The sequence below is a fragment of the Lacipirellula limnantheis genome, from assembly GCF_007746075.1.
In the GTDB taxonomy this organism is placed as follows: domain Bacteria; phylum Planctomycetota; class Planctomycetia; order Pirellulales; family Lacipirellulaceae; genus Lacipirellula; species Lacipirellula limnantheis.
Genome location: NZ_CP036339.1, coordinates 2,563,445 through 2,590,314, shown reverse-complemented (window position 1 = coordinate 2,590,314; position 26,870 = coordinate 2,563,445). Strand labels below are relative to the sequence as shown.

Genomic DNA, 26,870 nt, shown 5'->3' with positions numbered 1-26,870 from the left:
GATCGCGGCAACGTTAACGCTTTTTCTTCGCGCCGTAGGGACCGCGTCCTTTAATCTCCCCATTCTTCGGCGCCCGTTTCTCGGGATACGCTCCGCCCGAGCTTTTGCCGCGCGACGGCGGCGAGTCGAGTCCCGTCGTCACGTCGGCCGGGGCCGTCGGCGGGGGAATCATTTTCTTCTCCGCGATCCCCCACAGGCTCGACGCGATGAAGTACAGGCACAATCCGCTCGGCACCTTGTAGAACATGAGGCCCATGAAGACCATCATGTACTTCATCATCTTCTGTTGCAGGGCGGCTTGCTCGTTTGCCGGTTCCGGCATGAACATCTTCTGCTGCAGCAAGAACAGGCCGACGGTGATCAGCGGCAGCACGTTCAGGTACGGACCGAGTCCGAAGAACCCTTCAGCGCGGTTCACCGTATTCGGCATGAACCAAGACCAGTTGTACAACATGTCGGGCGCCGCGAGGTTCGAGCACCACTGGATGCTGTCGCCGAACAGCGGCGCCTGCCTTAGTTCGACGTCGACCGCGAGGCCGCGGTACAGGCCGATAAAGATCGGCAACTGGATTAACGCCGGCAAGCATCCGGCCAGCGGATTGACGCCATGCTTGCGATACAGTTCTTGCATCGCCGCCGCTTGCTTCTGCTGGTCGCCCTTGTAGCGCTCTTTCAGGCGGTCCATTTCTGGCTTGAGTGCCTGCATTTTCGCCATGCTTTTCGCCTGGCCGCGGCTGACGGGGAACATGCAGCCGCGCACCAGCACGGTCAGCATGATAATCGCGATGCCGTAGTTGCCGACCCACGAGTAGAAGACGTGAAGCAAGCCGACCATCGCCTTCGCGACGGCGCCGAACCAGCCGTAGTACACAAAATCCGTAAGCGAGTAATTCGGTAAGTTCGCGAACTTGTAATCCGCCAGCAGTTCCGGCCGCTTCGGACCGCAGAAGACGGTGTATGAGTGGCTGACCGACTCGCCCGCCGCCAGGGCGAAGCGTTTGCTGGTGAACTGCGCCGTCACATTGGCGAATCGCCCCTCGCCCTTCGTGAGGTCGGGCGGCGTGCCGGCGACCACGCCCCGGACTTGGGTGATCCAGTCCGACTGCTCCGGTTGCTCTACGTTCGGAATCAGCGCGACGCAGAAGTACTGCGCGTCGACGCCCATATAGGCCAACCCGGGCCCCTGAAACGGCGGCGCATCGCCGGCGGCAATCGTCGCCGCCCCTTGCTGCGTCGGGTCGGCCCCGTAGTAACGGCCGATCACGTCCCGCAGGCCGACGCCGCCCCAGTTGCGCCCGATTTTCGTGGCGTACCACCAGCCTTCGATTGGCAGGCCGTTCGGTCCATCGAGGCGATACGCCAGGTCGTGCTTCGCCTGGCCGTCGTTCCGTAGCGTGACGTCGACCGTCAAGTCATACGCCGGCAGCGCCTCGCCATCAGCTTCCAGTTCGGGCGCTTTGCGGAGAGTGTAACGCTTGGTAACGACCAGTCCTGAACCGGGCAGCCGGCGCTCGAACGAGGCCGACTCGCTGCCATCCTTCGCGCCGTCCGTTTCGACTCGGCGCCAGTTGGCCTCCTCGAGGTCAACGCCCGGAATTGGCTTGTCGGCGGCAAGCTTCTTGTCGTCGAGTTCGGCCAGCGTCAGCAGGAACGACGGCGGCGATTGAAAATCGTCCGGAACTTTGCCGTTCCGCAGCGCAACGTTCTCGGCCTCGGGACGAATCAGCTCCAGCGGCCGCCGTTGCAGCTTTGCCGTAACCGACTGTCGCTGCCCGGCGCGCTCGATGACCAGCGTTAGCGATTGGTTCGGTCGCACCCCCTCGAGAACCTTGTTGAACTCGTCCCGCGTCGTGACGACAACCGTCTTGTCCCCGCCCGCTTCGAGCAGTCGGTCGCCGGACTGCAGTCCGGCCGCGGCCGCGGGCGAGCCGGGCACGACGGCGCCGACAATCAGACCGTCCGCTTCCTTGAGTTCTAATTGCCCGAGGTAACCGCGGCGGTCGTGCAGGTCCTGAAAACGTGCACTCGACAATTCGATCCGCCTGACCGCGGCGCCGTGATTCGTTAGCGTCACGCCCATTCGATAGCCGCTCGCCGGGTCGATCGAGCCGAGAGTGAAATATTCTTCGGGAAGATCGATTTCGGCATTCGCATCGGCCGGCGCGCCATCAGCGGCGACCTCGTCATTCGCCGCTGCGCCCGGCGGCTTCGGGTTATCGGCCGCCGGTGCGACAGCCTGCTCGTCCGCGGCGGCTTTGGCTCCCTCGGCCGCGGGAGCAGGGGCATCCGGCTTCTTCGCCGGGGGCGGCGGATTCAGGATCTGCCATACCGCCATCACGCCGAACGACAGCACCAAAAACGTTACAAAACGGCGTTCCACGTGTTGCGATCCTCGCGTGCGCCGACCACTCCGGGCCGACGAATGACGTCCGGCGCGGCCGCCAGACGAGAAAATACTTGGTGAAGGGAGGCTCCGCTGGACTCCCAAACAGTGCAGGCGCCGATCCCCTCAGCAGATCGGACGCCTCTCGGGCTGCGGCCAGACGTGCTCGGTCTACCGCCCCTCCTTGATTCGATCGCCCAGGAAATTGTCGAGGTCGGGCGTTCGGTAGATCTTGTCGGCCGTCACGCCCCAGTCGTATTCGACGCGGTGGAACGTGATCTTGTCGTCTTCTTGAACCACATAGCAAGAACGAGGATCGCCGTCGCGGGGCTGCCCCACCGACCCGACGTTCACCATGAAGCGTTCTTGCCCAATCTGGTATTTGTACTCGACCTGTTCAGGCGTGATGAACTCTAGGCTTTCCAGGAAGACTCCCGGCACGTGCGTGTGACCCTGGAAACAGCCCCGGCTGATCAGACCGAACAGCTTCTCCATCTTCTTCTGGTTGTAAATATCCTCGGGGAAGACGTACTCATTCACCGGATTGCGCGGCGACCCGTGTACGTACAAGTAAGGATCGTCGCGATGGATCCGCGGCATCGTCCCGAGGTAATCCCACCGCTCGTCGATGCGGCCGCGATCGCCGCTCGCTCCCTCAAGTTGTTCGCGGGTCCAGAAGATGGCCCGCTCCGCGCCGCTGTTGAACCCCTCGGGGTCGAACATGGCGCCTTGGTCGTGGTTGCCCAGCAAACCCAATCGACAGCGATCAATCACCAGATCGAGGCACTCGCACGGGTTGGGGCCGTAGCCTACCACGTCCCCCAGGCAGAAGATCTCCTCCACGCGTTGATCGCCAATATGCGCAAGCACGGCCTGCAAGGCTTCGAGGTTGCCGTGGATGTCGCTGATGATCGCGCGCTTCACCGTCGTGTCGATCCCATGGTGGAAAGCTACCTGCTCCCCTCCCATGAAGGGAGAGGCTCGCTGGAGAATTGCCTCACGCGCCAGGGGCGACGACTGCTGAATGCATCGGGCCTGGCGCTAGCGAATTCTCCTAAACCTTGCTAACCCGCCAGTTTAAGTCTCGTCTGCAGCAGGGTCAAGGATGGCTGGCTCGGGCGTCTGGCGGCGGGAAAGGCGACGAATCGTTCGCGGCCCTGCGGGGCCTTGCCGCAGTTGCACGCGAATAAAGCAGGAGCAATCGGGGACTTGCCCCAGAAAATCATCTGCGGAAGTCGTCTCCGACGCCGATTTCGTTCACCACCACTAGCCGTTGTGGTTTCACGACGTCGATTCGGGGTGGCAAACCCCTCCCACAGGCTTTTTGGGTTAAGTCCCGCATGACTTTAAGCGCCCGTGGCAAGCGCTGGCGCAAGAAACTCACTTCTTGCGCGTATACTCCGCCGTCATGAACTGCACCATTTTGCCGTCGGGGCCCTCGATCGACGACGTGAAGTGGTAGTGATCCTTATCCTTCACCTCGATCGTTTCCCGGTATTTCGCGGTGGAGCCGGGCGCCATCATGTTCGGGCCTTCTGTATCGAGCACCAGTTTCTTGCCGTCAGTGCTGACCTGTCCCTCGTAAGTCCAAAGCTCATTACCGCAGGAGGCGATAAACGTACCGACGTACTTCTCCTTGGCTGGATCAAATCCGATGGTGAGCACCGACGTCATCGGCTGCCCCATCATTTCGCCGTCGCTAGTCGCCACCAGCCAGCGGTCGCCGAGCATCGTGGACGATTGCGTTGCCTTGGCCTTCAGCGGCGGCTGTCCGGGGCCCATCTGCGCTTCGATCTGGGCCTCCCAGTCGCCGACTAACTGTTCCAACCACTTATGTTCCTGCTGTGGCTTCGGCAGTTCGGGCATCTCCTGAGCGCGTACCAACGTCCTTGCACCCATCAGAGCGAACGCCGTTAATGCGATCATATAAAGTCTCATCGCTATTTCTCCCGAGTGAGGTTTGAATTGGTCGCAGGACAAGAGATTTGCGGACCCGCCATTGTACAGGACAAGCCCGCCAATGTTCTTTTAATTTGAACCGCCAAGGGAAAAGAGTTGAACCACGACGGACACGACAAAGAAAAACAAGATGTTCCGCAGCCGACAAACGCCGGCGGAGGTTATTCGCGCTTCCAGGAGCTTTCCCTCCGTCTCCTTCCTCCGTCGTGCCCGTCGTGCCGTCGTGGTTTATCCTCTTGGTGTTTTTTTGGTGTTTCCTTCTAGCAAAAATCGAGCCGTACCGGACCTATCTGCCCACCCAATTGCGACCAGCCCCAGGTTGTGGCTATCGTGGACCGACCATGAAAACCCTCGCCTTCGAAACCAGCGGCCTGCTCGGCTCCGTCGCCCTGCTCGAAACAGTAAACGGCAAGCTCGTTTCGACGATCGAGCGCGAAACCCCCGCTGACCAGCGGACGGCCCGCTCGCTCCTTCCCACAACGCATGAACTGCTGAAGGAAAGCGGATGGCGCCCAGCGGATATCGAGTTGGTCGCCGTCTCAACGGGTCCCGGGTCGTTCACTGGACTGCGCATCGGGGTCGTTGCGGCCAAGACCTTTGCTTACGCCGTCGGCGCGAAGCTCGTCGGCGTCCACACGTTAGCAGCCATGGCCGAGCCGCTTGCGGAGCGGCCGTCGCGCGTCTGGTCGATTCTGGACGCCCAGCGTCAGGAACTGTTCGCTGCATCATTCGACCCCGCACGGTCGATCATCGACCAGGCGGAGCCGTCGACCGACGTCACCCCCATCGACGTTTGGTTGCCTCGCCTGGCCACTGGCGATCAAGTTATCGGCCCGCCGCTGGCAAAATTAGCGCAATCGCTTCCTGCCGGAGTTTCGGTCGCGGACCAGCGCCTCTGGAATCCGACTGCCGCTGCGGTGGCGCGACTGGGGATCGCGTTATTTCAACGCGGTGGAGAAATTAGTCCATTGGAACTGGTTCCAGACTACTTCCGGAAAAGCGCTGCGGAAGAGAAGGCCGAGGCGGCGCTTGGTTTGTAGCGGAACCTTCCTCGCATGCTCCCCCCCGGCAAAGCCGGGGCTACAGTTACTGCTTCAACACTTCTTCCGCCGCCCTGATCGTCGCGTCAATCTCTGTCTCCGTATGGGCGCCCGAAACGAACAGCGCCTCATACTGGCTGCACGGCATGTAGACGCCTCGATCCATGAGCCCCCAGAAATAACGCCCAAAGCGAGCGGTATCGGCCTGACTCGCTTGCCGCCAGCTATGGATCGGTCCCGGGTGGAAGAACAACGTCAGCATGCTTCCGACCCGAGCAATCGTGTGCGGCACGCCGGCGGACGTCGCGGCCTGTTGCAGTCCTGCCGCCAATCGAGACGACAGGGCTTCGAGGCGCTCGTAGGGCGGCTCTTCCTTTAACAGACGCAACGTGGCGGCGCCGGCCGCCGTCGCCAGCGGGTTGCCGCTCAGCGTTCCTGCCTGAAACACCTTTCCGGCCGGCAACACGTGCTGCATGATCTCTCGGCGGCCGCCGTAGGCGCCGACGGGCAATCCGCCCCCCACAATTTTTCCGAGCGTCGTGATGTCAGGCCGCATCCCGAACAGCGACTGGGCGCCTCCGAAAGCAACGCGGAATCCGGTCATCACTTCATCGCAAATCAGCAGCGAGCCATGCTTTTCCGTCAGGCGATGGAGGGCGTCGACGAACTCGCGGCTTGGCGCCACGACGCCCATATTGCCGACTACTGGCTCCAGAATAACGCCGGCGATCTTGTCGCCATGGGCCGCGAACGCCTGTTCCAGTTCCGCGACGTCGTTATATTCCAGCACGAGCGTGTCGCGCGAAGCGCCGGCGGTAACGCCGGGCGAATTTGGCGCCCCGAGCGTCGCCGCCGAACTTCCTGCCGCTACCAGCAAGCTGTCGACGTGACCGTGGTAGTTGCCGGCGAATTTCACCAGCAGATCGCGACCGGTATAGCCGCGCGCCAGGCGCACCGCGCTCATCGTCGCCTCGGTCCCTGAACTTACCAGCCGTACCATGTCGATCGACGCCACGGCGTCGATGATCCGCTCAGCAAGCTCGCTCTCGGCTTCCGTCGGCGCTCCGTAGCTTGTGCCGTGCGCGAGCGCCCGTTCGATCGCGGCGATCACTGCGGGATGGCGATGCCCCAGGATCATCGGGCCCCACGAGCCGATAAAGTCGATGTATCGATTTCCGTCGACGTCGTACAGATAGGCGCCGTCAGCGCGATCGATGAAGATTGGCGTCCCGCCCACGCCGCCAAATGCCCGCGCGGGGCTATTCACTCCGCCCGGCATCAATGCCAGGGCCCGCTTGAATGCGGCCGCGCTTCCCGGCCGCTCAACTTGGGAAACGTTTGCAGACATGGCACTCCCTTGACTTGCAGGCATGCGCGACTCACTTCTTGTCGACCGCTTTCAACTTCTCACGCGCTTCTGAGATCAGCTCGGCCGCCCACGGCTGCTGGCCGTACAGATCGATCAGCGCCCGGTACATCGCCGCCGATTCCGCGGGTTCCGTCGCCTGCAGCCGCTCCGCCGCCAACAACCTGTCTTGCAACATCGGCCGCTGTTCCTTCGCTCGCGTCTCGATCGACGCGCGCAGTTTCGCCAGTTCACGATCGGCCAACGTCAGATATTGGCGCATCTCCTCGGTCAATGACGCCGCGGCCTTCCCTTGCGTGGGATATAGCGTTAGCAAGTCTTGCAAAATCGCGGCGGCACGCTCGGGGTTTTGGTCGCGTAAGGCGTCTGCTTCCGCAAACAGCGCCGCGATCGGGTGCGTCTCGGCCTTTCCCGTCACGCGGGTGCGGAATCGGAGTTTGCGTTCCATCTTCCGAAGTTCCAACTCGTCCGCGTACGGCCGCAAATTGCTGGCTCGCGCGTCGTCCGGAAATCGCGACAGGAACTCCTCGATCTGTCCGTCGATCGCAGTCAAGTCCTCGTCGCCGTTGTCCGCAATGTGCGTCTCGATCTCCGCGTAAAGGTCATCGGCCGACGCGGGACGCGTCAGCCACCACCCGAGCAACACCAGCCCCAGCAGCATGCCCAGCGTGCCGGCCAGCTGCCCCGTGAGCAGCCAATTCGGCGACGACTGCTCGCTCCGCAAGCGGGCCGCTTCCTCATCGACTGTTGTGAATCGACTCGTCTTCGGAACCGGCAAGGTCTTCGGGCCGACCGGCGCGGCGACTGACGGCGCCAACGGCGAACCGGAATGGACTCGCTCTGGTTCCTGCTGCCCGTCGTCGGCCAATGTCGGCGCGTTGTAGACGCCGCTGTCAGTCGTCTCCCGCGGCGTGAGCAGCATATCCTGCGGCGAGAGGGTCGCATCCGCGTTGAATACGGCAGTCGCGTCGAGCCGCGTGTCGCCGAAATGATCCTTCAGCTGCGAACTCTCTTCTTTCACCGCCTTGGGCTTCGGCGGCCGCGAAAGCGCGCGCTGCATCGCCTCCATGTGACGGCCGAGCACCAAGACGTTCGGGAAACGGTCGTTCGGTTCTTTGCTGAGCAGCTGCCGAATGAGTCGATCGAGTTCCTCCGGCGTTTGCGGCGCGAACCGCCGTACCGGTTCGGGCTCGGCGAACCGTTGCAACTGCAACATCTCAGGCATTGTCTTCGCTCGGAACGGCGGTCGACCGGCCAACAGCGCGAACATCACGCAGCCGAGCGAGTATTGATCGCACTTCTCGGTAATGGGCCGGCCGTCGGCCTGCTCGGGCGACATATAGTCGGCCGTCCCGAGAACCCCTCCGGCGGTCGTCAATTGCGTCGACCCGAACAGCCGCGCGATGCCAAAGTCGGCGATCTTCACTTTGCCGTCAGTCGTCAACAGCAGATTGGCCGGCTTGATATCGCGATGGACCACCCCATGGTCATGCGCATGCTTCAGTGCCCTGCAAATCTGCACCGCAAACGACAGCGTTTCGCTCCAATCAAAACGCCTGCCGTCGTTGATCTCCTGTTCCAGACTGGGGCCGTCCACGAGCTCCATCGAATAGAAGAGGACGCCCTCATGCTCGCCATACCCCAGCAATCGCACGATTCCTTCGTGCTGCAGCTTCTTCAATGACTCAATCTCCGCCTCGAACCGTTCGCGAAATCCCTCCGCCATCGCCAGCTGGGGAGCGAGTGCTTTGACCGCCACGCGCTGGCCAGTCTTCTCGTCGACGGCCTCGTAGACCGAGCCCATTCCTCCTTTGCCGATCTTTCGACCGATGCGATAGGGCCCGAGTTGTTCGATCTGCATAGTTGCGCCCCAGGTCGGCCGCCGCGACGCGCGTGGGCGGGAAAAGTCGGGGCCGGCACTCCCATCTTAACGTTGCTATGGTTGACCAGCTAGCAACGCCGCAGCGGGCGGGTCCGCCCTTGAGCCTCCTGCGCCAATCTCCTATAAGCCCCACGAAAGCGCCCCAGATAGCCGGAGGGCAACGCCCTCCGGAAGCGCGACGACCCCGCTTCGGAGCACGCAATGCCTCGCTTAGATCGAACCGTGACTCGCGTACTCCGTCGCAGCGCCGTCGCCGCCGCTGCGACCCTCCTGGCCATGTGTGGTGAAACGGCGAACGCCGCCGATGTCTTCCCATACGTCGCCTACGTCACGCAAGACGAGACCTATGTTCGCAGCGGTCCCGGCGGAGATTTCTATCCCACAGGCCAACTGAACGCCGGCTACGCCGTCGAAGTTTACCGACACGACGGCGACGGCTGGTGCGCGATTCGACCCGTTGAAGGGAGCTTTTCGCTGGCGCCGGCGCACCAGTTGCGTGTCCTCGATAGCCGCACGGCCGAAGTGATTGCGCCGGGCGTGCCGGCGCGCATTGGCTCGTCGCTCAGCGGCGATCGCAAGGCGGTCCAAGTTTATCTCGAACGACGCGAGATGGTGCAGCTGCTCGAGCCGGCGCAGCCAAATCAGCCGTTTCTCAAGATTGCTCCCCCCGCCGGCGAATTTCGCTTTGTCGCGGCCAGCCGCCTCGCGCTCACGCCGCCGACCGAAGGCGCCGCCACAGCGGGTGGAAAGTGGCAGTCCACAGGGGTCGCCGCAGCGACGCCCGCTCAATACAACGAACCCGCACTCGCCCGCGAGGAGGGCCCCTTTGCCCATTTGAACGCCGCGCTCGGCAACGGGGCCTCGACGCCAGCGCCGATTCCGGCAAACCCGGCATGGCATCCCCATGCCACCGCCGCCTCGGCGCCGCCGGCCGCCGCCGATCAGTTGGCCAGCTCGCCCGATGCGATCGCGGTCGTACCGGGATCGCCGGCCGCGAGCCAGCTTGCGTCGCCGCCACCCGCAGTGCCTGGGTTACTATCGAGCGATTCACCGATTGCCAGCACCGGGCAACCGCGCATCCGCTTCGAGGGGATTTCCGCCCCGACCGGTCCGTTCGATTCCCGCGTGATGGAAATGCAGCTACGTCTCTCCCAAATTGTCGTCCAGCCGCCGGCCACTTGGCAGTTGGGCGGCCTGCGCGAAGAGGCCGCCTCGCTTTTAGCACAGGGAGAAACGCCGCAGCTGCGCGACCAGCTGCGGGATTTGCTGGATCGCATCGCTACGTTCGAGAGCGTACAAGCCCGCTACCGCACCGCCGGCGCCACATTGGCCACCGCCAACTCGGCCGCCACAGCTGCGCCGGCCGCATCTCGCACCGCGGCCGGGGCCGCCCCAGTGGCGCCCGCAGCGGGGATGACCGGGCAAACGGCCGAGGTCCTTTCCCGCGTCCGCAGCGATCTTGGCGTCGATCCTTCGATCACGCCGACCCCCGGCGCTGCGCCGCCGGTCGGCGACCTCGCGGCAACGGACGCGAAGTACGACGCCGTCGGCACGCTGAAGCCGGTCGTCTCCAAGCGGGCCCAAGCGCCCCGATTCGCGCTGGTCGATGACCACGGCGACGTCGTGACGTTCGTCACCGCCTCTCCCGACGTGAATCTTCAGTCCTATGTCGGCCAACGGATCGGCGTCCTCGGCAACCGCGGCTTCATGCCGGAGTACCGCCGAGCCCACGTCACTGCCAGCCGGGTGACGCCGCTCGAAGAGCGCCTCGTCCGTTAATCGCCCGATCACCGTCAAACTACCGGCTACGAATCAATTTCGAGGCAAACTCCGCCACGCGCGGGTCGACATCCTCGACCGCGCGCTCCCGGGCGAGTTCCGCGAGCTTCGGGTCGCCGGTCGTCGCCAAGATCGTCAGCGCCTGCAGACGAACCTCAGCATCTTCGTCCGCGACGAACCACCGCAGCACCTGGCGAGCATCGGCAGGCGGTAGCTGAGCGGCGCGCTCGATCGCCCCGCGGCGCGCGGGCGGCGCTAGCGATTCTACCTGTTCGATGAACTCCAGCACGCCGTCCACAAAACCGCGCTCGCGCAGCGCCTGCCGCGCCGCGATCGCTTCGGCGCCGACTCCCTCCGCGGCTTTGGTCACGAGCGATCTGTCTGTGAAATCGCGAAGTGCCCGCGCACTTAGCCGCACTTCTTGGGGAGAGGGCACATCGATCACCGGCCCGACGTTCGTGGCGGACGCGGGTGGCGACGCCCCGTCATCCGGCAACCTTAGCGGCGGCCGCAGCCCGTTGTGCGAGTGCTCGGGAATTCGCCGCACCACTGCCAGCGGCATTGGTGATTCGACGAACGTGATATCCGCCAGCGGCCGCGGCGTCCTGCGTACCGAAGGAGGCAGGTCCGGCGGCGGGTCGTGCTGCACCGGTAGCGGCGCCGAGACTGGCTCGGGCGCCGCTACCCCCGGTGGCTTATCGTTCAAGTCCGCCGCCACGATGGTCGTTTTCTTCAGTGGCAGCAGCGGTCTACCGAGGACATGGTCGCAGCAGGCGAGGATTTCCCACGACTCGGAAGTCGAGAATTGATCGGAATGGACCAAGAGCTTCCGAGCCAGTTCGTTGGCCCAGCGCTGTCCTTCGGCCCCGAATTGATCGCCGCGTGCGTCGAGCGCGCTCGCCAAGCTCACGGCGCGGAGGGCGAAGGCTTTGACGTCGCCCGACTCCGTCGCCTCGAGCTCCCACGTCGTGAGCATGCGTCCGACCGCATGTTGCGCCGCGCTGGCGACGTCCGATCGCTGCGACGCAGCCAACCCAACCAATGGTTCGATGCCGGCAGCGCCGAGCCGTTCGAGTTCCGCGATCGCCGCATCGAGCGATCTTCCGCTGCGGGTGAGAGCCCGATCGGCAAGCGCAGCGGCGACGTGAGCGCGTTGACGGTCGCCGATTTCATACCAAACGCCGCACGCAGCGGCCGTCATCCAGCCGACAGCCGCCCCGCCGACCACCCAGCGGCTAATCAGCGGCCGATTTCCGGGGTTGTAGCGCTTGGTCACGTTGGTGGGTGTCCGGAGTCGGGAATTCGCGATAACGACGCGCTGCCCCCGACCACCGTTCTGGCCGGCGCGAGCGGGCCGATTGTCGACAAACCTCGGCCCAGCAACAAGATCAGACTGGACGCCGTGCCGCCGCGCGTCGAAAATCAAGGTTTGCGGTCCGATCTCCCAAACCTCCCAGCGCCGCCAACCTTCCCGAGCTTCCATGGCCGACGACTCCTTCGACATCGCGAGCCTGGCGGCGTACCTCCACATGATGCCGGCGCAAGTCTCCAAGCTCGCCGAGCGTGGCAAGCTGCCGGGACGCCGCATCGGAGGGCAGTGGAAGTTCACCCGACCCGAAGTGAGCCAATGGCTCGAAGAGCGGATGGGTCTTTCGGGCGACGAAGAACTTGCCGCCCTGGAAACCCGCCTCCGTCTGGACGACGCCCATGGCGCCAGCGTCATCGATCTCGCCGAGTTGATCCCGGCAGAATGCGTGGCCGTGCCGCTCGCCGCCCGCACGCGAGCGAGCGTCATCAAGGCCATGTGCGAGCTGGCCGCCGCGTCTGGCCGCTTGTGGGACGTCGAGCGCATGGCCGAGGCGGTCTCGCAACGCGAGTCGATGGCTCCCACCGCGCTGGAGAACGGCATCGCGCTGCTCCACCCGCGGCGGCCGCAGTCGTCGATCCTGGGCGAAGCGGTGCTGGCGATGGGGATCACCAGCGGCGGCATCCCCTTCGGCGGCGGTCCCGGCGGGAGCGGCCTGACGGACATCTTCATCCTGATCGCCGCCACGAGCGACCATGAATACCTGCGGACCCTCGCCCGCGTGAGCCGGATCGTCAACGACCGCGACTGGGTGGCGACGCTGCGCGCCGCCCCCGATGAGATCGCCGCGCGCGAATTGTTCCTGGTGCGCGACGCTGAGATCACTGGTTGATCGGTTCGCCGTTTGCCGACTGCAGGATGCGTATGCCGACACGCTTGCCCACGCTCGTCGCCGTCGGTGCCTGGGAGCAAGCGGAGTTCGCTGCCCTGCGGGCCGAGCTCGATCCGGCCCGCCAATGGCCGATGGTCGCCACGCTGGATGATCTCGCCGACGCTCTCTCCGGGAAGCAGTCCGACGGCACGGCGGCGACACTTGGTATGGGCACGCTGCCGCCGGAGGTGGCGTTGCTCGCACAGCCGCGACCGGGGAGCGATGAACAGTCGCAGCTGGAACGGCTCCGCACGCTTGCCCCGCTCACGCGGGTCATCGTTGTCGCGGGAACTTGGTGCGAGGGCGAGTTGCGAACCGGCCGTCCGCCGACTGGCGTTGTCCGACTCTATTGGTACGAATTCGCCGCTTGGTGGCGGGCCGCTCTTGCCGAGTGGCAGTCCAATGGCACGCCGCCCTGGTCGGCGCCGCTCGACGACGTTCGCGCCGGCCAGGCGACGGCCGTCATCAAACCGCGTGAGCGTGACCACGTCATACCCGCCGACGAGCAGGTCATTGCCGTCGACGCGGTCGATTTCGCCGTCTTCGAGACACTGGCCGCGGTGCTTGGCCCGTACGGCTGGCGATGCGAGTGGACGCCGCGACATCGCCCGGAGCTTGGAACCTCGCTCCGTCCGGTCGCCGCCATTTGGGACGGAGGCCAACTGAGTGCGAGTGAACTCGCCGCGCTGCACGAGTTCGCCGCACGCCTCCATCGCTCCGACGCCGCCATCCCGGTGATCGCGCTGCTTGACTTCCCGCGGGTCGAACACCTTCAAGCCGTGCACGCGGCCGGGGCCGCCGCGGTGCTGGCCAAGCCGTACCAGGTCGCCCAGCTCGTGAACGAGCTCGACCGCCTGATCGTGGCGACAGCTCGGATCGCCCGGTGACGCCGGCTGGGCGGGTCGCCCGACCATCACACGACCTGCCGTGACACGACTTACCATGAGACGACCTCCGTGCGAATGATCTCCCGCCGCCAGCCTGGTTCGTGAATCGGCCAGACGCGCACGTCGTCGATGCCGTCGGGAAGCTGGGCGGCATCGCATTGAGCGGACTGGCCCCCGTCGTGCGCCGCGGTCCACGCCGCACGTTCGGCTGAGGTGAGCGGGGGCGTTCGGTGGAAGCGATTGCTGCGTCGCCAGACGATGCGCCCCTGGTCGGCGAGCGTCACGATCACCGTGGGAGGCATTTCCAAGAGCCGACGGGCAATCAGCTCGTGGCTGGCCGTCGCGTACATCGCCTTGAGGTCGAAGAGATCCCAGTCGACGCGAACGCCGTCGCGGAGGAACCAATCGCGGGGGAGCAGGAGCGAGCCGGCGAGCCGATTGGCGATCCCTTCGCGAGCGGTCGCCGGGGCGTCGCGGGGGTCGATGCCGAGTTCGGCGAAGACGCGATAGGCGCGGCTCTCGCCGATCTCGTGGGCCACGGCCCACTGTCGCCGTTCGCGACGGGGATCGTCGGCCAGGAGTATCGTTCCCTGAGTCGGACGGCCGAATGACTTGCCGTCGTCGCGGTCGGTTGGTCGGTCGAGCTGCGCGACGCCGAGACGAACGAAGCGGGCTCGCGGTTGCGTGAAGCCGTGCGCTGCAGGCTGGTCGCGGGCGACAATCAATCCGAGTTGCTCGGCCACGAAGAAGGCGTCGACGGGAGGCTGCTCGACGCCGGCGGCGAGCAGGATCTCGCGAGCGACCCCTTCGAGAGCTTGGCGGACCTGTTCGTCGGGAATCTCGGGAAGCATGCGACGATCTCCTGTGGAGCCTGCTCTGGAGCAGCGCGACGAGCCCTCAATGGTTCGTAACACGCCATCGCTCATTGTATACGTTTGTTCAGTATGTGCAAGCAAAAAAAGGCCGGGGCTGTGAGGGGACTCGATGCTCGATGCTCGATGCTCGATGCTCGATGCTGGATGCTGGTTGCGAGTGTTGTCAAATGACCGAAGGGGAAAGTTGATTCGGGGGGACATAACTTGTTGGGCCGCGACGCCGTGGGCGCGCAAGGCGGTCGGGGGTTTTGGGTTGCGGGGCGGCGGGTCGTGTACTGAATTGTCATTGGCGAATGGACAAAACTGTCCGCGGCGGGACAAAACATGTCGATTCATGCGACAGCGAGTCGTTTGCGAGCGCGTTGCGGATCGGCGCCGCTGGCGATCACCGACAGTTGCGCGCGTCTCGTCGCCTCAGCCGGCGGACGCCGGCGCAATGTCGGTCCCCATTGTCCCGAATCGGGTGGCTCATTTTCAACACAAAAGTTTGCGGATTTTTTCGCCGCGCTCTTGGCCGCCGCGCTGCCGCAGAGCTATGGCGCCGCAGCGAGGGTCGGATCGAAGAGCTGGAAGAACTGCCAGCCAGTGGCGGCGGAATCAAGCGCCGCGGAACGGCGACTCGATTACAATGTCGCTTCAAATGACTGTCCTCTGCCTCCGCTGGTGAACGCCCCGATGTTCCGCACTGCGTTGATGCTGACGACGCTCTTATTCGTCGACGTGGTCATGCCCGCGCAGGCAGCAGACCAAGCGGCGGCGCCTCGGCGTCCCAACATCGTGCTGATCGTCTCAGACGATCATGCCTGGAGCGATTACTCGTTCATGGGGCACCCGCAGGTGGCGACGCCGCATATCGATCGGCTGGCTGGCGAGGGCCTCACGTTCACGCGCGGGTATGTGCCCTCGAGTCTTTGCTGCCCCAGCCTGGCGTCGATTGTGACGGGGCTCTATCCGCATCGGCATGGGATCACGGGAAACGACCCGCCGAATCCGCGGCGATTGAAGCCGGCTGAGTTTCATCAGTCCGACGAGTTCCAAGAGGGCCGCGAGGCGATGAACCGGCGGCTCGAGGCGGTCCCCACGTTGCCGCGGGAATTGGCAAAGTTAGGCTACGTCTCGTTCCAAAGCGGCAAGTGGTGGCAGGGGAATTTTCAGCGGGGCGGATTCACGCACGGCATGACGCACGGGGAGCGGCACGGCGACAAGGGCTTGCAGATTGGCCGGCAGACGCTGCGGCCGATTTATGATTTCATTGCTGACGCGAAGGAGCAACAGAAACCGTTTTTCGTTTGGTACGCGCCGATGATGCCGCACACGCCCCATACGCCGCCGGAACGATTGATTGAGAAGTATCGGGCTGTGGCGCCGAGCGAGCATGTGGCCCGGTACTGGGCGATGGTCGAATGGTTCGACGAGACGGTCGGCAAACTGCTCGCGCGCCTCGATGAGGAGGGGCTGCGCGACGATACGATCGTGGTCTACGTCACCGACAATGGTTGGATCACCGACCCCGCGACGGGACACTATGCTGCCAAGTCAAAACAGTCGCCGTACGACGGCGGGTTGCGGACGCCGATCATCGTGCGCTGGCCAGGGCGCGTGGCGCCGGAGCGCTGCGAGGCGTTGGCGTCGTCGCTCGATCTGGCGCCGACGCTGCTGACGGCGGCGGGCGGGAAGCCGGCGGCGGAGATGGTGGGAATCGATTTACTCGATGCGGCGGCGCGGGAGGGGCGGCATACACTCATGGGCGAGTGCTTTACGCACGACGTCGTCGATCTGGAACGGCCGGCGGCGAGTTTGCGGTGGCGGTGGATTGTCGATGGAAATTGGAAGCTGATTGTGCCGGCGGGGCAGCATGATGCGCAGGGAGACGCGGAGTTGTACGATTTGGCGAATGATCCGCTGGAGGAGCGGGATGTGGCGGGGGAGCGGCCGCAGGTGGTGGAGCGGTTGCGCGGGGAGTTGGATGATTGGTGGAGCGGGAAGTGAAGGCGCGGCGAAAGTTCCGGTCAGACTACGCATTCGACGTGTGAAATCCGCAACACTCAAGATATGCTTTGCGCATGCGAAACAGCGTCGATTCCGCGCCGGCGAGTAAGACTGCTCCAGTTGTCGAGGAGGGAATCACGTTTTCATGGCGTCGTAACTTGTTTCTCTACATTGCGGTGACCGGCGCGCTTGCTCCAGCACTAGTGCTTGTAGGTTGGTACCGTCACGGAGGGCTGCGATTGCTGACGCTCGCAGAGTTTGTCTTCGCGATGACTGTGGCGTTTGCAATCGATTCGCGGCGGCGATGGAGAATAGCTAGACGTCCTGAAATGACGGCGGGGTCCGCTAGACTCTCGCTTGGCGGCTTACTGATTCTGATTTCGGGCCTGACGCTGTTCTTTGGGTTGATTGCAGCAGAATACCAAGTGTACCAGCGATTTCGTGACGAAGTACATCAACTGCAGACAAACGTCGTTAAACTGCTCGGCCCGGACGGGGAGTTTGGCTCCCTAACGGATGGCAGCATCACCCTATTGATCTGCGACCGTTCTTTCGACGACGATCGATTCGCCAAAGTGGCAAGGTTGATCTCCGACTGGAAGCCCGATGCGGAGATCTGCCAAGTCATTTTCAGTTCGGGGCCAGCGACGAACGACACGCCGCCGGCTTGGTCTGGAGTGACCGATCGCAGCGTCGAATTGCTGTTGGGATGGAGAGAATTGAAATGGCTATCTGTTGATGGATCTGCCATCAGCGCTGAAGGACGTCAGAAGTTGCTGACACTGCCGCAGTTGGATGAAATCTCTCGGCAAGGACTAATGCACTAGGCCTTCTCGGCGAGCAACGCGTTCGGTTTTAGACTTGAGGAGGCATCCGATGCCGTATGTCATGGTCGACGTTGAATCTGACGGTCCGATTCCGGGCGATTACTCGATGATCTGCTTCGGGGCGGTCATCGTCGAGCCGGCGCTGAACCGGACGTTTTATGGGCGATTGCGGCCCATCAGCGACGCCTATGCCCCCGAGGCGCTGGCGGTGAGCGGGTTCACGCGCGAGGAGTGCATGGAGTTCGACGAACCGCGGGCGGTGATGGAGGCGTTCGGCGCCTGGGTGCGGGAGGAGTGCCGGGGGCGGGCGATGTTCGTTTCGGACAACAACGGGTTCGATTGGCAGTTCGTCAACTGGTACTTCCACCACTTCACGGGCGGCAATCCGTTTGGGTACAGTTCGACGAATTTGGGGTCGCTCTACAAGGGACTGCATCGGGACGTGCAGCTCAACTTCAAGCATTTGCGGCGGACGATGCATACGCATCATCCGGTCGACGATGCGCGGGGGAACGCCGAGGCGATGTTGGCGATGCGGCAGATGGGGCTGAAGATCAGCTTCGCCTGAGGAGCTGACGCGCTGCCGTCGGCTGTCGGGTCATTCGGAGCGCAGCGAGGAATCTGGCGCTGCGTTTGGCGCTAGATCCTTCGCGGCGCTCATGATGCCGGATTGGACGACCGATGACGGGATTGCACCACGGAGGCACGCAGAGCGCGGAGCAGCGACCTGGGAGCGATGTGCGAAGACGTGCGCCGCTATGGAGAACGAGCTTCGGGCGGACGAGCGGGAGGGCAGCCGAGGGGGCGGGGATTTGCGCAGACTCTGGACTGCCCCGCTGTCGTTACTTGGAGGTGAGGTCGAAGTTGTGAACGGCGGTTGCGCCGGCGGCGATTTCGATGGTGAGCTCGGAGCGTTCGTTGTACTTGGCGGGGATGTACTGCTCGTAAGACTCGCCGGCGGGGCGGCCGCCGGCAGGCGGGGCGGCGGCCGGTTTGCCGCTCGGTCGATCGGCCGTGATGCGGACGATGTATTTGCCGGGAGTCGGGCCTTGCTGGGAGGGCATTTGGTAGGCGCCGTCGACGATTTGGGCGATGCCGAAGCGGCCGGGGCCCTGGGGTTCGAAGGCGATCTGGCCGGTCGGCAGCGGCTGGCCGTCGAAGGCGACTTTTCCGGAGACCGCGGCGCGGCCGGCGTCGGCGTTGCCGCAGCCGAGGAGCGCGGCGCCCATGAGGAGCGCAAGGCCGGAAAGGGCGGCGATCGGACGCGGAGCGAGGGTTGCGCGGTTCATAGGCCGAAGGGGCTGTAAGTGTGCAGTCGGAAGCCAACGCGAGCCGTTGCGATGCATGGGAGGATTGCGTCCTGCGTCGATGACGCCTTCGAAGGGCAGCGGGGCGAGTTCGATCGGAGACCGCTCAGCAAGGGTTCGTCAGAGTTCAGTCGCCACTTCGCCGCCGGCGCGGGTGGAAATTCGTCTCCAGATCGAGACGTCGACGCCGTCGGTGATGAACGTTGTGCGGCCGTCGACGAAGGAGACGTTCACGCCGCCGGCGTGGTTGCTGCGCGACGTTTGCGCGGTCCAGCGCGGGAACCCGCCGCGAGTATTGCTGCACGGCGCGCTGGGATTGATGGCGCCCGTTTTGTCGTTCGGATTGCAAAACTCCATCTCATCCATCGAGGCGGTATTCGGGGTGTAGTAGTGGTTGTAGAGCCCGCTGCCGAGGTATAAGAGACCGCGCCCGTCGTTGCCGGGAAATTGACGAACTTCGCCGAGCATCACCGTATTGCTCGTGCCATCGGTGATTTCTTTGAGCGGCAAACCCTTATTCTGCGGGGTGAAGACTTTATCGAACGGTCCACGCAGATCGCCGCTTTGAGCCGGGTCGCTCGCGTTATTCTTGACAAGAGCTTCTTGTCGTTTTTCATAGTCGGCGGTCGACGCTTCGATCTGCGGCCAAGCGGCTGGCCAACCAATGTTTGCCAGGTAATTGCCGTGAGCGAAGGAGCGGGGAACTCCGGTGTGGATATTGCGCGGCTGGTCCGACGGGCAGAGGTGCATGTCGAGCTGCGTCCAGAGCCACGGAATCTGCGGGTACTGCTTATCTCCTCCCCCCAAGTTCCCCCACGCCTGCCACGAGGCGATTTTGAAGTCGATATTGCTGAACATCGCGCCCTGCTCCAAGTAGGGCAGGACATACGCGGCCCAGGTGTGATGCGTGTCACCGCCGGCGGCCATGGTCGTGAAACCGGCGGGGAGGCGCTTGTTGGCGCCCTCGTGCGTGAGGCAGCCCAGGGAGAACTGGCGGAGGTTGTTGGAACACTGCGTGCGGCGAGCCGCCTCGCGCGCGGCCTGGACGGCGGGCAACAGCAGCGCGACCAGGACGCCGATGATGGCGATTACCACCAGGAGCTCGACGAGCGTGAAGGCGACAGGGGGACGCCGGCGGGCGTCGCGTGATGGATGTTTCACAGCGAACCTCGGACGAGGGAACTCCGCCGCGGGGGAATCGCCTGGCTGACGGGCTGGGCCGATTGGAAGAGAGTGCCGCGGGAGGAGTCGAACTGATCGAACGGAGCCAGTGACATAATCATCGTAGGCCGCGGCCGCGCCGGAAAGAATGTGTAAATGCGTTGTTCAGGCCGACAATTTTCACATCATCACATTGCGCACGCCGGCGCAGGGGCGACCGCCGTGCATCAAACGCACGCGTAACAGCGCGTGGGAAACCGTATGCGACAGTAACGACGTAGCGATCTGGCCGAGACTCGTGCGGTCAGCCGCAGCCGGCGGTGCGGCGGTGACGTGTGACGACCGCAGCGCCCACGACGCAGGCGAGCACCAGCGACGTCGGCTCGGGGATCGACTGAACGCCGCCGCCGGCGAGCTGATAGGTGAACGCCTGGCCCGCGGCGCCGTTGGCGGCGCCCTGGTCCGTGCGGATCGTGAGCGTGGCGTGGTAGTCGCGGACTTCGGTCGGGCTGAAGTGGATCGGCAGGTTCGCGTGTTGCCCTTCATAAAGGAGCGCGGGGATCAGCGAGTCGACGCTGAACGCGGCGGCGTCGGGGCCGCTGAGTTCAATGCCGAGGATGCCAAGCGACGTCAGCGGCGAATCGAGGCCGACGTCGGTGCTCGCGTTGCTGAGAATCAGGTGGAACGCCGCGCTATGGAACACGCTCGTTGAACCGAGGTTGATCGTCGTGGCGGGGTGGACGCCCATGTTGGTGGCGAAGGTCGGTCCGACGCCGCGGCCGGTGGCGAGGGTGGCGTTGCCGCCGTTGCTTTTGACAGTGACGGTTTCGGTGGTGCGGCTGTTGGTGGAGTAGGTGACGGAAACGAGCTCCGTGAGCGTCCCCCCAAGCAGTCCGGTGAAGGCGAACGTCGCGCCTTCGGCGGGACCAGTGAAGCCGGGGCCGACGTGATCGATGAAGCCATAGATTGCGCCGCTGGCGGAGCCGCCGCGCTGGAGGGAAGCGTGGCCGCTGGCTGAACCGGTGCCGAGGCGGACGTTGAGATTGAGGGCGCCGGCTTGCAGGCTGGAGGCAACTTGCTCGACGGAGCCGTCGCCGCCGGGCGTAGCGGCGCCGATGGCCGGGCCGCCCGCGGCGGTGACGCCACTGGCCAGGGGACCGGCATTTTGCTGGATGAGGACGCGGCCGCCGCCGCCGCCGCCGCCGGCGTTGAAACCGCCGCCGCCATAAGCTTCTCCGCCGATGCTGCCGTTGGCCGCGATGCTGGCGGACGGGCCAAGGTTGACTTTCGCTCCAGCGACGCGCACCGAGCCGCCGCTGCCGCCGCCTCCACCGCCGTAGCCATTAGCGGCGACGCCCGCTTGGCCGCCGTTGGAGGTGACGGCCGAAAACAGATTGACTTGTCCGAGGGCGCTGATCTCAATCGCGCCGCCGCCGCCGCCGCCGAGACCAAGCGTGCCGCCGTTTAGCCCGGCGCCGCCGCCGCTGCCGCCGTAGAGGGAATCGGCGAGTGAATTGCCGACCGGGTAGGGGTTGCCGCCGAGGCTGTCCGTGGGAGTGTAGGCGCCCCCCTGCCCTCCCGCGCCGCCGTAGCCGCCGCCGCCCGCGCCGGCATAGTTGCCGATGGAGGTGCGCTTGCCGGGAGCGGGGCCCGTCCCGTCGGTCGCGTCGGCGGCGCCGGCGAACCCGCCGGCGGGACTCGCGGCGCCGAAATCGCCGCCGTTCGCGCGGAGCGGACTTCGCAGCGTGACGTCGCCGCGCGAGAGAAGCGACAGGCCGCGATTGCCGGTGACGGTAACGGCGACGCCGGGGCCGATGTTGATCGAGTCGAAGCTGAAAACGGCGAGTTCCGGGATGCCGGCGGCGGTGTTGGCGGTTCCGGCCTGCGCATCGATGACGGCGTTGAAGGCGAGGATGCCGTTGACGCGGAGCTCGCCCAGCGTGGTGTCGATCGTTACGGCGTTGCCGATGCCGACGTCGAAGCTGCCAAGCGAGGGGAATGCGAGCGGATTGGTGAGCGCGGCGCGACCGGCGGGAAGGAAGTTAGCGACGATGATCAGCGTGAGCGTGACGACTTTCGCGAGATGACCGGGAGCAAGACGAGCGAGCGCGAGTCGGCCCATGGATAACTCCGAAGATGTGACAGCGGGGTGGAAGAACCTGGCGCCGGCTTGAGGCGACGTCGGGGAAATGAGACCGGCCGGCGAATTCTAACAGCCATACTATAATTTAGGATTACCCGAACGGGGAGAGAAGTCGGCTGCGGGGGACGGCGGCGCCTGGGACGCGGGCACCGCCAGCGATCTGGTGGGCGGCCTAGGACGCGAACGGCGGTAGAGTGGCGGGCGTTCGGCATCGCGATTGCACTGGGGTTACGAAACCCCGGAGATCGTTTGCGATGAACACGACCGACAGCAAAAAAACGTCCGTCGAAGATAGCGATACGCTGTTCCCCCTGCAGTACGTGAACGAAATCATCCAGTGCAAAAGCGCTGATGATCGAAAGTTGCTGCAGGAAGCCATCTTGGTTGCCGAGGACTCGGCTGACATGAAAACGTTCACTGCCGACCAGTTCCGGCAGATGAGCGAGAAGTGCCGGGAGTACGGCCTGACGAATCTGCATCAGGTGACGGCCGATCTTGCGGAGCGGGCGGAAGGGTAGCCACGATCGCTCGCCCACCAATATCAGGCTCGCTTGCCGCACAGTGCTCGGAATTGCTCAGGCACGAGTTTCTGCCGGCGACTCTCTCAGCGCGCGACTAGCGTCTATTGGCGCGGCGTCTTGCAATGGAAGCCGCAGCGACCAGGGCCGCACCGCTGAGTAGCAGCGAAGATGGTTCCGGCACGACTGAGGCCAGGCGGAAATTGTCCATGCCGGTCGCCTCGATGACCCCGATTTGCGATTCGAGTTCGACGGTGATCAGGGTGACGTTGCTGAGAATGGCGGCGATTGCTGCGGGGGTGGTCTCGAAGCCGGCGGCGTCGAGCGTGATCGTAAACGTCGCCCAATCGCGGGAGGGGGCGTTCACCGGAGCGATGTCCGCGCTGACTGCATTACCGCCGTTGAAGAGCGTGACGAATCCGAAGGGGGCGTATTTTTCGCCGTCGCCGCTGACTTGCTTGGCGTCGAATGAAAGCGTGCCGTTGAGGTACGGAGTGAGATCGCCGAGGAACTTGGCGGGCGCACTGACGAACATGTCGCTGAGATCGATATCGGTCTGCTGCAGGAAGCCGCCGGGGTTGCCGCCGCTCGGTACGAAGGCGAGTTCGCCGCCGACGCTGGTCGTCCAGTCCTCAAGTCCGGCGTCGAAGGTGCTTTCAATTGAAAGTGCGGCGACGGGACTTGTCGCCAAGAGCGTCGCGACGACGGCAGCGACGCCTAAGCGCGAAACGATGTTCATCATGAGACGTGGTCCTAGCGTGCTGAAGTGATTGGAGATTTTTCTGCTGCGCGTGGGCACGACCGCCGGGCGCTGGTCGGCCCAGCGTGGACGGTGTGGGGCCCGATGATACGGTTGCGACTCTAGCTCGCTGACTTCTCGGCGTGGAGCGCTCAGCTGACGGCGACGACTCGGCCGTCGAGTCTACCCATCCCGGGACATGCGTGAAACTGCGCCGCTGGAATGTTTTGCCGCAGACGGTTGTTTTGCCGCAGGCGCCGGGCTCCGATCGACGCGCGACGTGGTAGCACCCACGGCTAGAATGGCGGTAGGGACGCGCCAGACGGCGCAGATCGGCCAGCTTTTGGCCAATTGGCTTCGGCCCCATCTCCGTCTACAATCATGGGTTGCGCCGCCCCAGGTTCGCTTTGGCCGGGGATCGAGTGATCCGCCGGGAATCGTCGATGTCGTCTCAACTCCCCATCCTCCCTGCTACCCCCCCTGCCCCGTCGCTCGCGATGGCGGCCGATCCATCGTTTGTGAAGGGAAAGTACTGCTTCATCAGCTTGGGGTGCCCGAAGAATCTGGTCGATAGCGAGCGGATGTTGGGACTGCTGCAACTCGACGGGTACAAGCTGGTGAATACCCCCGAAGAGGCTGATTTCGCGGTGGTGAACACCTGCGGGTTCATTGAGGCGGCGCGGGCGGAATCGTTCGGCGCCATCGACGAGATGCTGGAACTGAAGCGGCGCGGCGATTTGCGCGGCGTCATTGTTTCGGGCTGTTTGGCGGAGCGGCAGCAGGAGTCGCTGCTCGTCGAGCGGCCGGAGATCGATCACCTAGTCGGAGTGTTCGGCCGCGAGCATGTCACGAAGGTAGCCGACCGGCTGCTGGGGGGTCTGGAAGAGCAGCGGCACATTTTTCAGCCGGCGCCGACCCACCCGCTGCCCGACACGGCGCGGCTAAGGATCACGCCGAAGCATTTTGCATTTTTGAAGATCTCCGAAGGTTGCGACCGGCTCTGCACGTTCTGTGCGATCCCCAAGATGCGCGGCAAGCATGCGACCAAGCCGATTGAGGAGGTCGTTGCCGAGGCCCGCGAACTGGCGGCCGACGGCGTACGGGAGCTGGTGATCGTCGCGCAGGATACGACCTACTATGGCATGGACCTATATGGCGAGCCGCGGCTGGTAGAGTTGCTGCGAGAGCTGGAGAAGGTGGAGGGGCTCGACTGGATCCGGTTGATGTACCTCTATCCGATGTATTTTACCGACGAGCTGATCGACGTGATCGCGGGCAGCGAGCGGATCGTGCCGTATCTCGATATGCCGCTGCAGCACATCAACGACACGATGTTGCGCCGTATGCAGCGACGGGTGAAGCGGGCCGAAACGGAAGAGTTGCTGGGCAAGCTCCGCCAGCGGGTGCCGAATCTGGTGATGCGGACGACGTTTATCACTGGTTTCCCCGGCGAAACCGACGAACAGTTCGACGAGCTGGTCGACTTTGTCGCGGAGCAAAAGTTCGAGCGGGCCGGGGTCTTCACCTATTCGCTGGAGCCCGACACGCCGGCGGCGAAATTGCCCGATCATGTGCCGGCGGAAGTGATGGACGAACGTCGCGAACGGCTGATGGCCGTGCAGCAGGAGATTGCGTTCGAGTGGAACGACCAGCAAATGGGTCGCGAGCTTGAGGTGCTGATCGATACGCCGGTGCCGGGCGAACGCGACGTTTGGATCGGTCGCAGTTACGCCGACGCCCCCGACGTCGACGGCGTGGTTTACGTGACGGGCAAGGGGCTCGCGACCGGCAAGATCGCGCCATGTGAAATTGTGGCGAGTCGTGAGTATGATTTAGTCGGGGCGCTCAGCGGCAAGCCTCGGTAGGGGCGCCGTAAACTTGCGCCGCCGCTGTTGACCGCACCGCCCGTTGATCGAGCCGCCCCATGTCGGAAACTGCCCTGCCCGCCGCGAAGGTGAAGGCTCGCGTGCTAAACGTCCCCAATATGGTGACGATTTCGCGGCTGATTCTCGCCGTGGTGCTATTCGGGCTGCTGAGCGCCGGCAGCTACACGGCCGCCCTGGTGACGTTCATCATCGCGGCGAGCACGGATTGGGTCGACGGCTACTGGGCCCGGAAGTACGGGCAGGTGACGCAGCTGGGCCGGATCCTCGATCCCTTTGCCGACAAGATGATTATCTGCGGGACGTTCATCTATCTGGCGGCGGCTCCGCAGCTGCCTGACGGCACGCCGGCGTCGGGCGTGGTCGCGTGGATGGCGACGGTAATTCTCGCGCGCGAACTGGCGGTGACGGCTCTGCGGAGTTTCATTGAAACGAACGGCGGCGACTTTTCGGCCAAATGGGCAGGCAAGTGGAAGATGGTGTTCCAGTGCCTGGCGGCGGGGTTCAGCATCGGCAAGTTGCAATGGTTTGACACGGCCACGCGAAGCTTTGCGGCTGACTTGCCGACGTGGGTCGGCAGCGGTTTGAATGTGACGTTGTGGGTGGCCCTGGCGCTGACGATTTACTCAGGGCTGGAGTACATTTGGGTGTCGGTGAAGGTGCTGAAGCGGATGGATGCGTAGCTGCGGTCACTTGCTAACGACGTCATCCTGAGCGCAGCGAAGAATCTGGGGAGTCGAACGGTCTGCTAGATTCTTCGCTTCGCTCAGAATGACGCGCAGCCGCTCCGAATGACGTGCAATCGCTTCTTTAGATCCTTGCGATGGACAACGGTCCCGGTAATGCGATGACTTACACCGTTTTGGCGGCGGTGGCGGTCAGCTTGGGAACGCTCTTCCGGCTATTTCAGAAGCATATCGACGGGCAGCCGCTGATTCCGGTTGAATATCGACGCGTCGTCCCGTGGAACGTGTTGGCGCCGCTGGTGCTGCTGGCGCCGTTGCTGCTCGCGCTGAGCTTGGGAGGCGCACCAGAGGACATCGTCGGCGAGCCAGAGGGGAAGCTGGCCGCGGCCGTCTCGAGTTCCACGCTGACGGCGACGGGCCTACCTGGCGTCTCGCTTAGCGGCGCGGGGTTGAGCGCCGGCATCGCCGTGGAGGAAGCGTTTTACGGCGTCGACCTTGGTGCGCTGACGCAAGCGATGTGGGGCCAATCGGCGATGACGCTCACGCTGTCGGCGGCCTGCTTTGCGCTGCTCGTGTTGGCGTACGGCGCGACGCCGATTGATCTGGGACTGCCGCTGAGCTGGTCGCAGTTCTTCGCCGACGTGCGACTCGGCGCTACGATGTGGGCGGCGTCGCTAGTGCCGATCTACGCCATCATGGCCGTGCTCAACTTCACCTTCGCACCGACGGAAGGCCATCCGTTGGTGGAGCGACTCGTGGAGCATCACTCGTTCGGCATGATGACGGCGGCGGCATTCACGGCGGTGGTGGCGGCGCCGTTGTATGAGGAGGCGGCTTTCCGCCTGGTGCTGCAAGGGTGGCTGGAACGGGTGGAATTTTTCCGCCGCCCGCGCGCGCCGATCGCTGATATTGAGGGCAGCGCGATCGATAGCGATGGCGTCGTGCGGCGGAGCGAATTCTTGTACGCTCCCGTGCAGGTGCAGTGGCTGCCGATTGCGGTGAGCGGCGCCCTGTTCGGGCTGGCTCATTGGGGGCATGGCGTCTCGCCCGTCCCGCTGGTGCTGTTGGGATTCATCCTGGGGTACGCTTACCAACGAACCCACCGGATCGTACCCTGCATCACGTGCCACGTGATGTTCAATGGGTTCACGATGGCGATGCTCGCGCTGCAGTTTGCGGAAGAAATGTAGGTCAAGCGAATCGCGCAAT

General features: G+C 64.2%; 22 protein-coding genes. 11 read left to right on the top strand and 11 right to left on the bottom strand.

Annotated features, from left to right (window positions below; all coding sequences use genetic code 11):
- Nucleotides 1-13: 13 nt before the first annotated feature.
- The 3 genes from I41_RS10235 to I41_RS10225 all read right to left on the bottom strand — a co-directional run bounded on the left by I41_RS10235 (nucleotide 14) and on the right by I41_RS10225 (nucleotide 4,321).
- Nucleotides 14-2,380, bottom strand: a complete 2,367-nt coding sequence (locus I41_RS10235) for a YidC/Oxa1 family insertase periplasmic-domain containing protein (RefSeq protein WP_145432454.1) — start codon at nucleotides 2,378-2,380, stop codon at nucleotides 14-16.
- A gap of 174 nt (nucleotides 2,381-2,554) precedes the next feature.
- Complete coding sequence (locus tag I41_RS10230; protein WP_145432453.1) at nucleotides 2,555-3,307, bottom strand: metallophosphoesterase family protein; 753 nt, start codon at nucleotides 3,305-3,307, stop codon at nucleotides 2,555-2,557.
- A gap of 456 nt (nucleotides 3,308-3,763) precedes the next feature.
- Nucleotides 3,764-4,321 carry a DUF1579 domain-containing protein gene (locus I41_RS10225; protein ID WP_145432452.1) on the bottom strand — a complete coding sequence of 186 codons (558 nt, stop codon included), beginning with the start codon at nucleotides 4,319-4,321 and terminating at the stop codon, nucleotides 3,764-3,766.
- A 362-nt stretch (nucleotides 4,322-4,683) separates the two neighbouring features.
- Between I41_RS10225 and tsaB the strand changes: the two genes are divergently transcribed.
- Nucleotides 4,684-5,382 (top strand): tRNA (adenosine(37)-N6)-threonylcarbamoyltransferase complex dimerization subunit type 1 TsaB, encoded by a 699-nt coding sequence (tsaB, locus tag I41_RS10220; RefSeq protein WP_145432451.1) that lies wholly within the window; start codon nucleotides 4,684-4,686, stop codon nucleotides 5,380-5,382.
- Nucleotides 5,383-5,428: 46 nt separating this feature from the next.
- Here tsaB and hemL read toward each other — a convergent pair whose 3' ends face one another.
- Both hemL and I41_RS10210 read right to left on the bottom strand, forming a co-directional pair.
- Nucleotides 5,429-6,730 carry a glutamate-1-semialdehyde 2,1-aminomutase gene (gene hemL, locus I41_RS10215; protein WP_145432450.1) on the bottom strand — a complete coding sequence of 434 codons (1,302 nt, stop codon included), beginning with the start codon at nucleotides 6,728-6,730 and terminating at the stop codon, nucleotides 5,429-5,431.
- Nucleotides 6,731-6,761: 31 nt separating this feature from the next.
- Entirely contained in the window at nucleotides 6,762-8,609 is a 1,848-nt protein-coding gene (locus tag I41_RS10210; RefSeq protein ID WP_145432449.1) for a serine/threonine protein kinase, read from the bottom strand.
- A 243-nt stretch (nucleotides 8,610-8,852) separates the two neighbouring features.
- Between I41_RS10210 and I41_RS10205 the strand changes: the two genes are divergently transcribed.
- Nucleotides 8,853-10,409 (top strand): SH3 domain-containing protein, encoded by a 1,557-nt coding sequence (locus I41_RS10205; RefSeq protein WP_145432448.1) that lies wholly within the window; start codon nucleotides 8,853-8,855, stop codon nucleotides 10,407-10,409.
- A gap of 19 nt (nucleotides 10,410-10,428) precedes the next feature.
- Here I41_RS10205 and I41_RS10200 read toward each other — a convergent pair whose 3' ends face one another.
- Complete coding sequence (locus I41_RS10200) at nucleotides 10,429-11,685, bottom strand: HEAT repeat domain-containing protein (RefSeq protein ID WP_145432447.1); 1,257 nt, start codon at nucleotides 11,683-11,685, stop codon at nucleotides 10,429-10,431.
- Between the two features lie 205 nt (nucleotides 11,686-11,890).
- On the opposite strand from I41_RS10200, the gene I41_RS10195 reads away from it, so the two are divergent.
- Both I41_RS10195 and I41_RS10190 read left to right on the top strand, forming a co-directional pair.
- Nucleotides 11,891-12,607, top strand: coding sequence for a PTS sugar transporter subunit IIA (locus I41_RS10195; RefSeq protein ID WP_145432446.1), 717 nt, complete (start codon nucleotides 11,891-11,893; stop codon nucleotides 12,605-12,607).
- Between the two features lie 32 nt (nucleotides 12,608-12,639).
- Nucleotides 12,640-13,533 (top strand): hypothetical protein, encoded by an 894-nt coding sequence (locus I41_RS10190; protein WP_145432445.1) that lies wholly within the window; start codon nucleotides 12,640-12,642, stop codon nucleotides 13,531-13,533.
- A gap of 50 nt (nucleotides 13,534-13,583) precedes the next feature.
- Here the strand turns inward: I41_RS10190 and I41_RS10185 are convergent, their stop codons facing one another.
- Nucleotides 13,584-14,384 (bottom strand): ImmA/IrrE family metallo-endopeptidase, encoded by an 801-nt coding sequence (locus I41_RS10185; protein WP_168206793.1) that lies wholly within the window; start codon nucleotides 14,382-14,384, stop codon nucleotides 13,584-13,586.
- A gap of 699 nt (nucleotides 14,385-15,083) precedes the next feature.
- Here I41_RS10185 and I41_RS10180 point away from each other — a divergent pair.
- From I41_RS10180 to I41_RS10170, 3 genes are all read left to right on the top strand, one after another.
- Entirely contained in the window at nucleotides 15,084-16,397 is a 1,314-nt protein-coding gene (locus I41_RS10180; protein WP_145432443.1) for a sulfatase family protein, read from the top strand.
- A 239-nt stretch (nucleotides 16,398-16,636) separates the two neighbouring features.
- Nucleotides 16,637-17,224, top strand: coding sequence for a hypothetical protein (locus tag I41_RS10175; protein ID WP_145432442.1), 588 nt, complete (start codon nucleotides 16,637-16,639; stop codon nucleotides 17,222-17,224).
- Between the two features lie 49 nt (nucleotides 17,225-17,273).
- Entirely contained in the window at nucleotides 17,274-17,792 is a 519-nt protein-coding gene (locus I41_RS10170) for an exonuclease (RefSeq protein WP_145432441.1), read from the top strand.
- Between the two features lie 274 nt (nucleotides 17,793-18,066).
- Here I41_RS10170 and I41_RS10165 read toward each other — a convergent pair whose 3' ends face one another.
- The 3 genes from I41_RS10165 to I41_RS10155 form a co-directional block, all read right to left on the bottom strand.
- On the bottom strand, nucleotides 18,067-18,513 hold the full coding sequence (locus tag I41_RS10165; protein WP_145432440.1) for a hypothetical protein: 447 nt from the start codon (nucleotides 18,511-18,513) through the stop codon (nucleotides 18,067-18,069).
- Between the two features lie 138 nt (nucleotides 18,514-18,651).
- On the bottom strand, nucleotides 18,652-19,692 hold the full coding sequence (locus I41_RS10160) for a DUF1559 domain-containing protein (protein WP_145436313.1): 1,041 nt from the start codon (nucleotides 19,690-19,692) through the stop codon (nucleotides 18,652-18,654).
- 304 nt (nucleotides 19,693-19,996) lie between these two features.
- Nucleotides 19,997-21,814: a hypothetical protein gene (locus tag I41_RS10155; RefSeq protein WP_145432439.1), complete on the bottom strand. Its 1,818-nt coding sequence runs from the start codon at nucleotides 21,812-21,814 to the stop codon at nucleotides 19,997-19,999.
- Between the two features lie 275 nt (nucleotides 21,815-22,089).
- Here I41_RS10155 and I41_RS10150 point away from each other — a divergent pair, with 275 nt between their 5' ends.
- A complete protein-coding gene (locus I41_RS10150) occupies nucleotides 22,090-22,353 on the top strand; it encodes a hypothetical protein (protein WP_145432438.1) in 264 nt (87 codons plus the stop codon).
- A 97-nt stretch (nucleotides 22,354-22,450) separates the two neighbouring features.
- Here the strand turns inward: I41_RS10150 and I41_RS10145 are convergent, their stop codons facing one another.
- The gene (locus tag I41_RS10145; protein WP_145432437.1) at nucleotides 22,451-23,095 is read right to left on the bottom strand and encodes a PEP-CTERM sorting domain-containing protein; all 645 of its coding nucleotides are present in this window, start codon (nucleotides 23,093-23,095) and stop codon (nucleotides 22,451-22,453) included.
- Between the two features lie 440 nt (nucleotides 23,096-23,535).
- Here I41_RS10145 and rimO point away from each other — a divergent pair, with 440 nt between their 5' ends.
- The 3 genes from rimO (at nucleotide 23,536) to I41_RS10130 (ending at nucleotide 26,851) form a co-directional block, all read left to right on the top strand.
- Nucleotides 23,536-24,957, top strand: a complete 1,422-nt coding sequence (rimO, locus tag I41_RS10140) for a 30S ribosomal protein S12 methylthiotransferase RimO (protein WP_210421148.1) — start codon at nucleotides 23,536-23,538, stop codon at nucleotides 24,955-24,957.
- A gap of 59 nt (nucleotides 24,958-25,016) precedes the next feature.
- On the top strand, nucleotides 25,017-25,658 hold the full coding sequence (gene pgsA / locus I41_RS10135; RefSeq protein WP_145432436.1) for a CDP-diacylglycerol--glycerol-3-phosphate 3-phosphatidyltransferase: 642 nt from the start codon (nucleotides 25,017-25,019) through the stop codon (nucleotides 25,656-25,658).
- Between the two features lie 140 nt (nucleotides 25,659-25,798).
- The gene (locus I41_RS10130) at nucleotides 25,799-26,851 is read left to right on the top strand and encodes a CPBP family intramembrane glutamic endopeptidase (protein WP_145432435.1); all 1,053 of its coding nucleotides are present in this window, start codon (nucleotides 25,799-25,801) and stop codon (nucleotides 26,849-26,851) included.
- The last annotated feature ends 19 nt before the right edge of the window (nucleotides 26,852-26,870 follow it).

Bases quoted from the DNA above. Each gene is read 5' to 3' on its own strand.
- I41_RS10130 (WP_145432435.1), top strand. From the start codon at position 25,799: ATGGACAACGGTCCCGGTAATGCGATGACTTACACCGTTTTGGCGGCG.
- pgsA (WP_145432436.1), top strand. From the start codon at position 25,017: ATGTCGGAAACTGCCCTGCCCGCCGCGAAGGTGAAGGCTCGCGTGCTA.
- I41_RS10225 (WP_145432452.1), bottom strand. From the start codon at position 4,321: ATGAGACTTTATATGATCGCATTAACGGCGTTCGCTCTGATGGGTGCA.
- I41_RS10170 (WP_145432441.1), top strand. From the start codon at position 17,274: ATGCCGTATGTCATGGTCGACGTTGAATCTGACGGTCCGATTCCGGGC.
- I41_RS10180 (WP_145432443.1), top strand. From the start codon at position 15,084: ATGTTCCGCACTGCGTTGATGCTGACGACGCTCTTATTCGTCGACGTG.
- I41_RS10165 (WP_145432440.1), bottom strand. From the start codon at position 18,513: ATGAACCGCGCAACCCTCGCTCCGCGTCCGATCGCCGCCCTTTCCGGC.
- I41_RS10150 (WP_145432438.1), top strand. From the start codon at position 22,090: ATGAACACGACCGACAGCAAAAAAACGTCCGTCGAAGATAGCGATACG.
- tsaB (WP_145432451.1), top strand. From the start codon at position 4,684: ATGAAAACCCTCGCCTTCGAAACCAGCGGCCTGCTCGGCTCCGTCGCC.
- I41_RS10195 (WP_145432446.1), top strand. From the start codon at position 11,891: ATGGCCGACGACTCCTTCGACATCGCGAGCCTGGCGGCGTACCTCCAC.
- I41_RS10155 (WP_145432439.1), bottom strand. From the start codon at position 21,814: ATGGGCCGACTCGCGCTCGCTCGTCTTGCTCCCGGTCATCTCGCGAAA.
- I41_RS10145 (WP_145432437.1), bottom strand. From the start codon at position 23,095: ATGATGAACATCGTTTCGCGCTTAGGCGTCGCTGCCGTCGTCGCGACG.
- I41_RS10210 (WP_145432449.1), bottom strand. From the start codon at position 8,609: ATGCAGATCGAACAACTCGGGCCCTATCGCATCGGTCGAAAGATCGGC.
- rimO (WP_210421148.1), top strand. From the start codon at position 23,536: ATGTCGTCTCAACTCCCCATCCTCCCTGCTACCCCCCCTGCCCCGTCG.
- I41_RS10185 (WP_168206793.1), bottom strand. From the start codon at position 14,384: ATGCTTCCCGAGATTCCCGACGAACAGGTCCGCCAAGCTCTCGAAGGG.
- I41_RS10190 (WP_145432445.1), top strand. From the start codon at position 12,640: ATGCCGACACGCTTGCCCACGCTCGTCGCCGTCGGTGCCTGGGAGCAA.
- hemL (WP_145432450.1), bottom strand. From the start codon at position 6,730: ATGTCTGCAAACGTTTCCCAAGTTGAGCGGCCGGGAAGCGCGGCCGCA.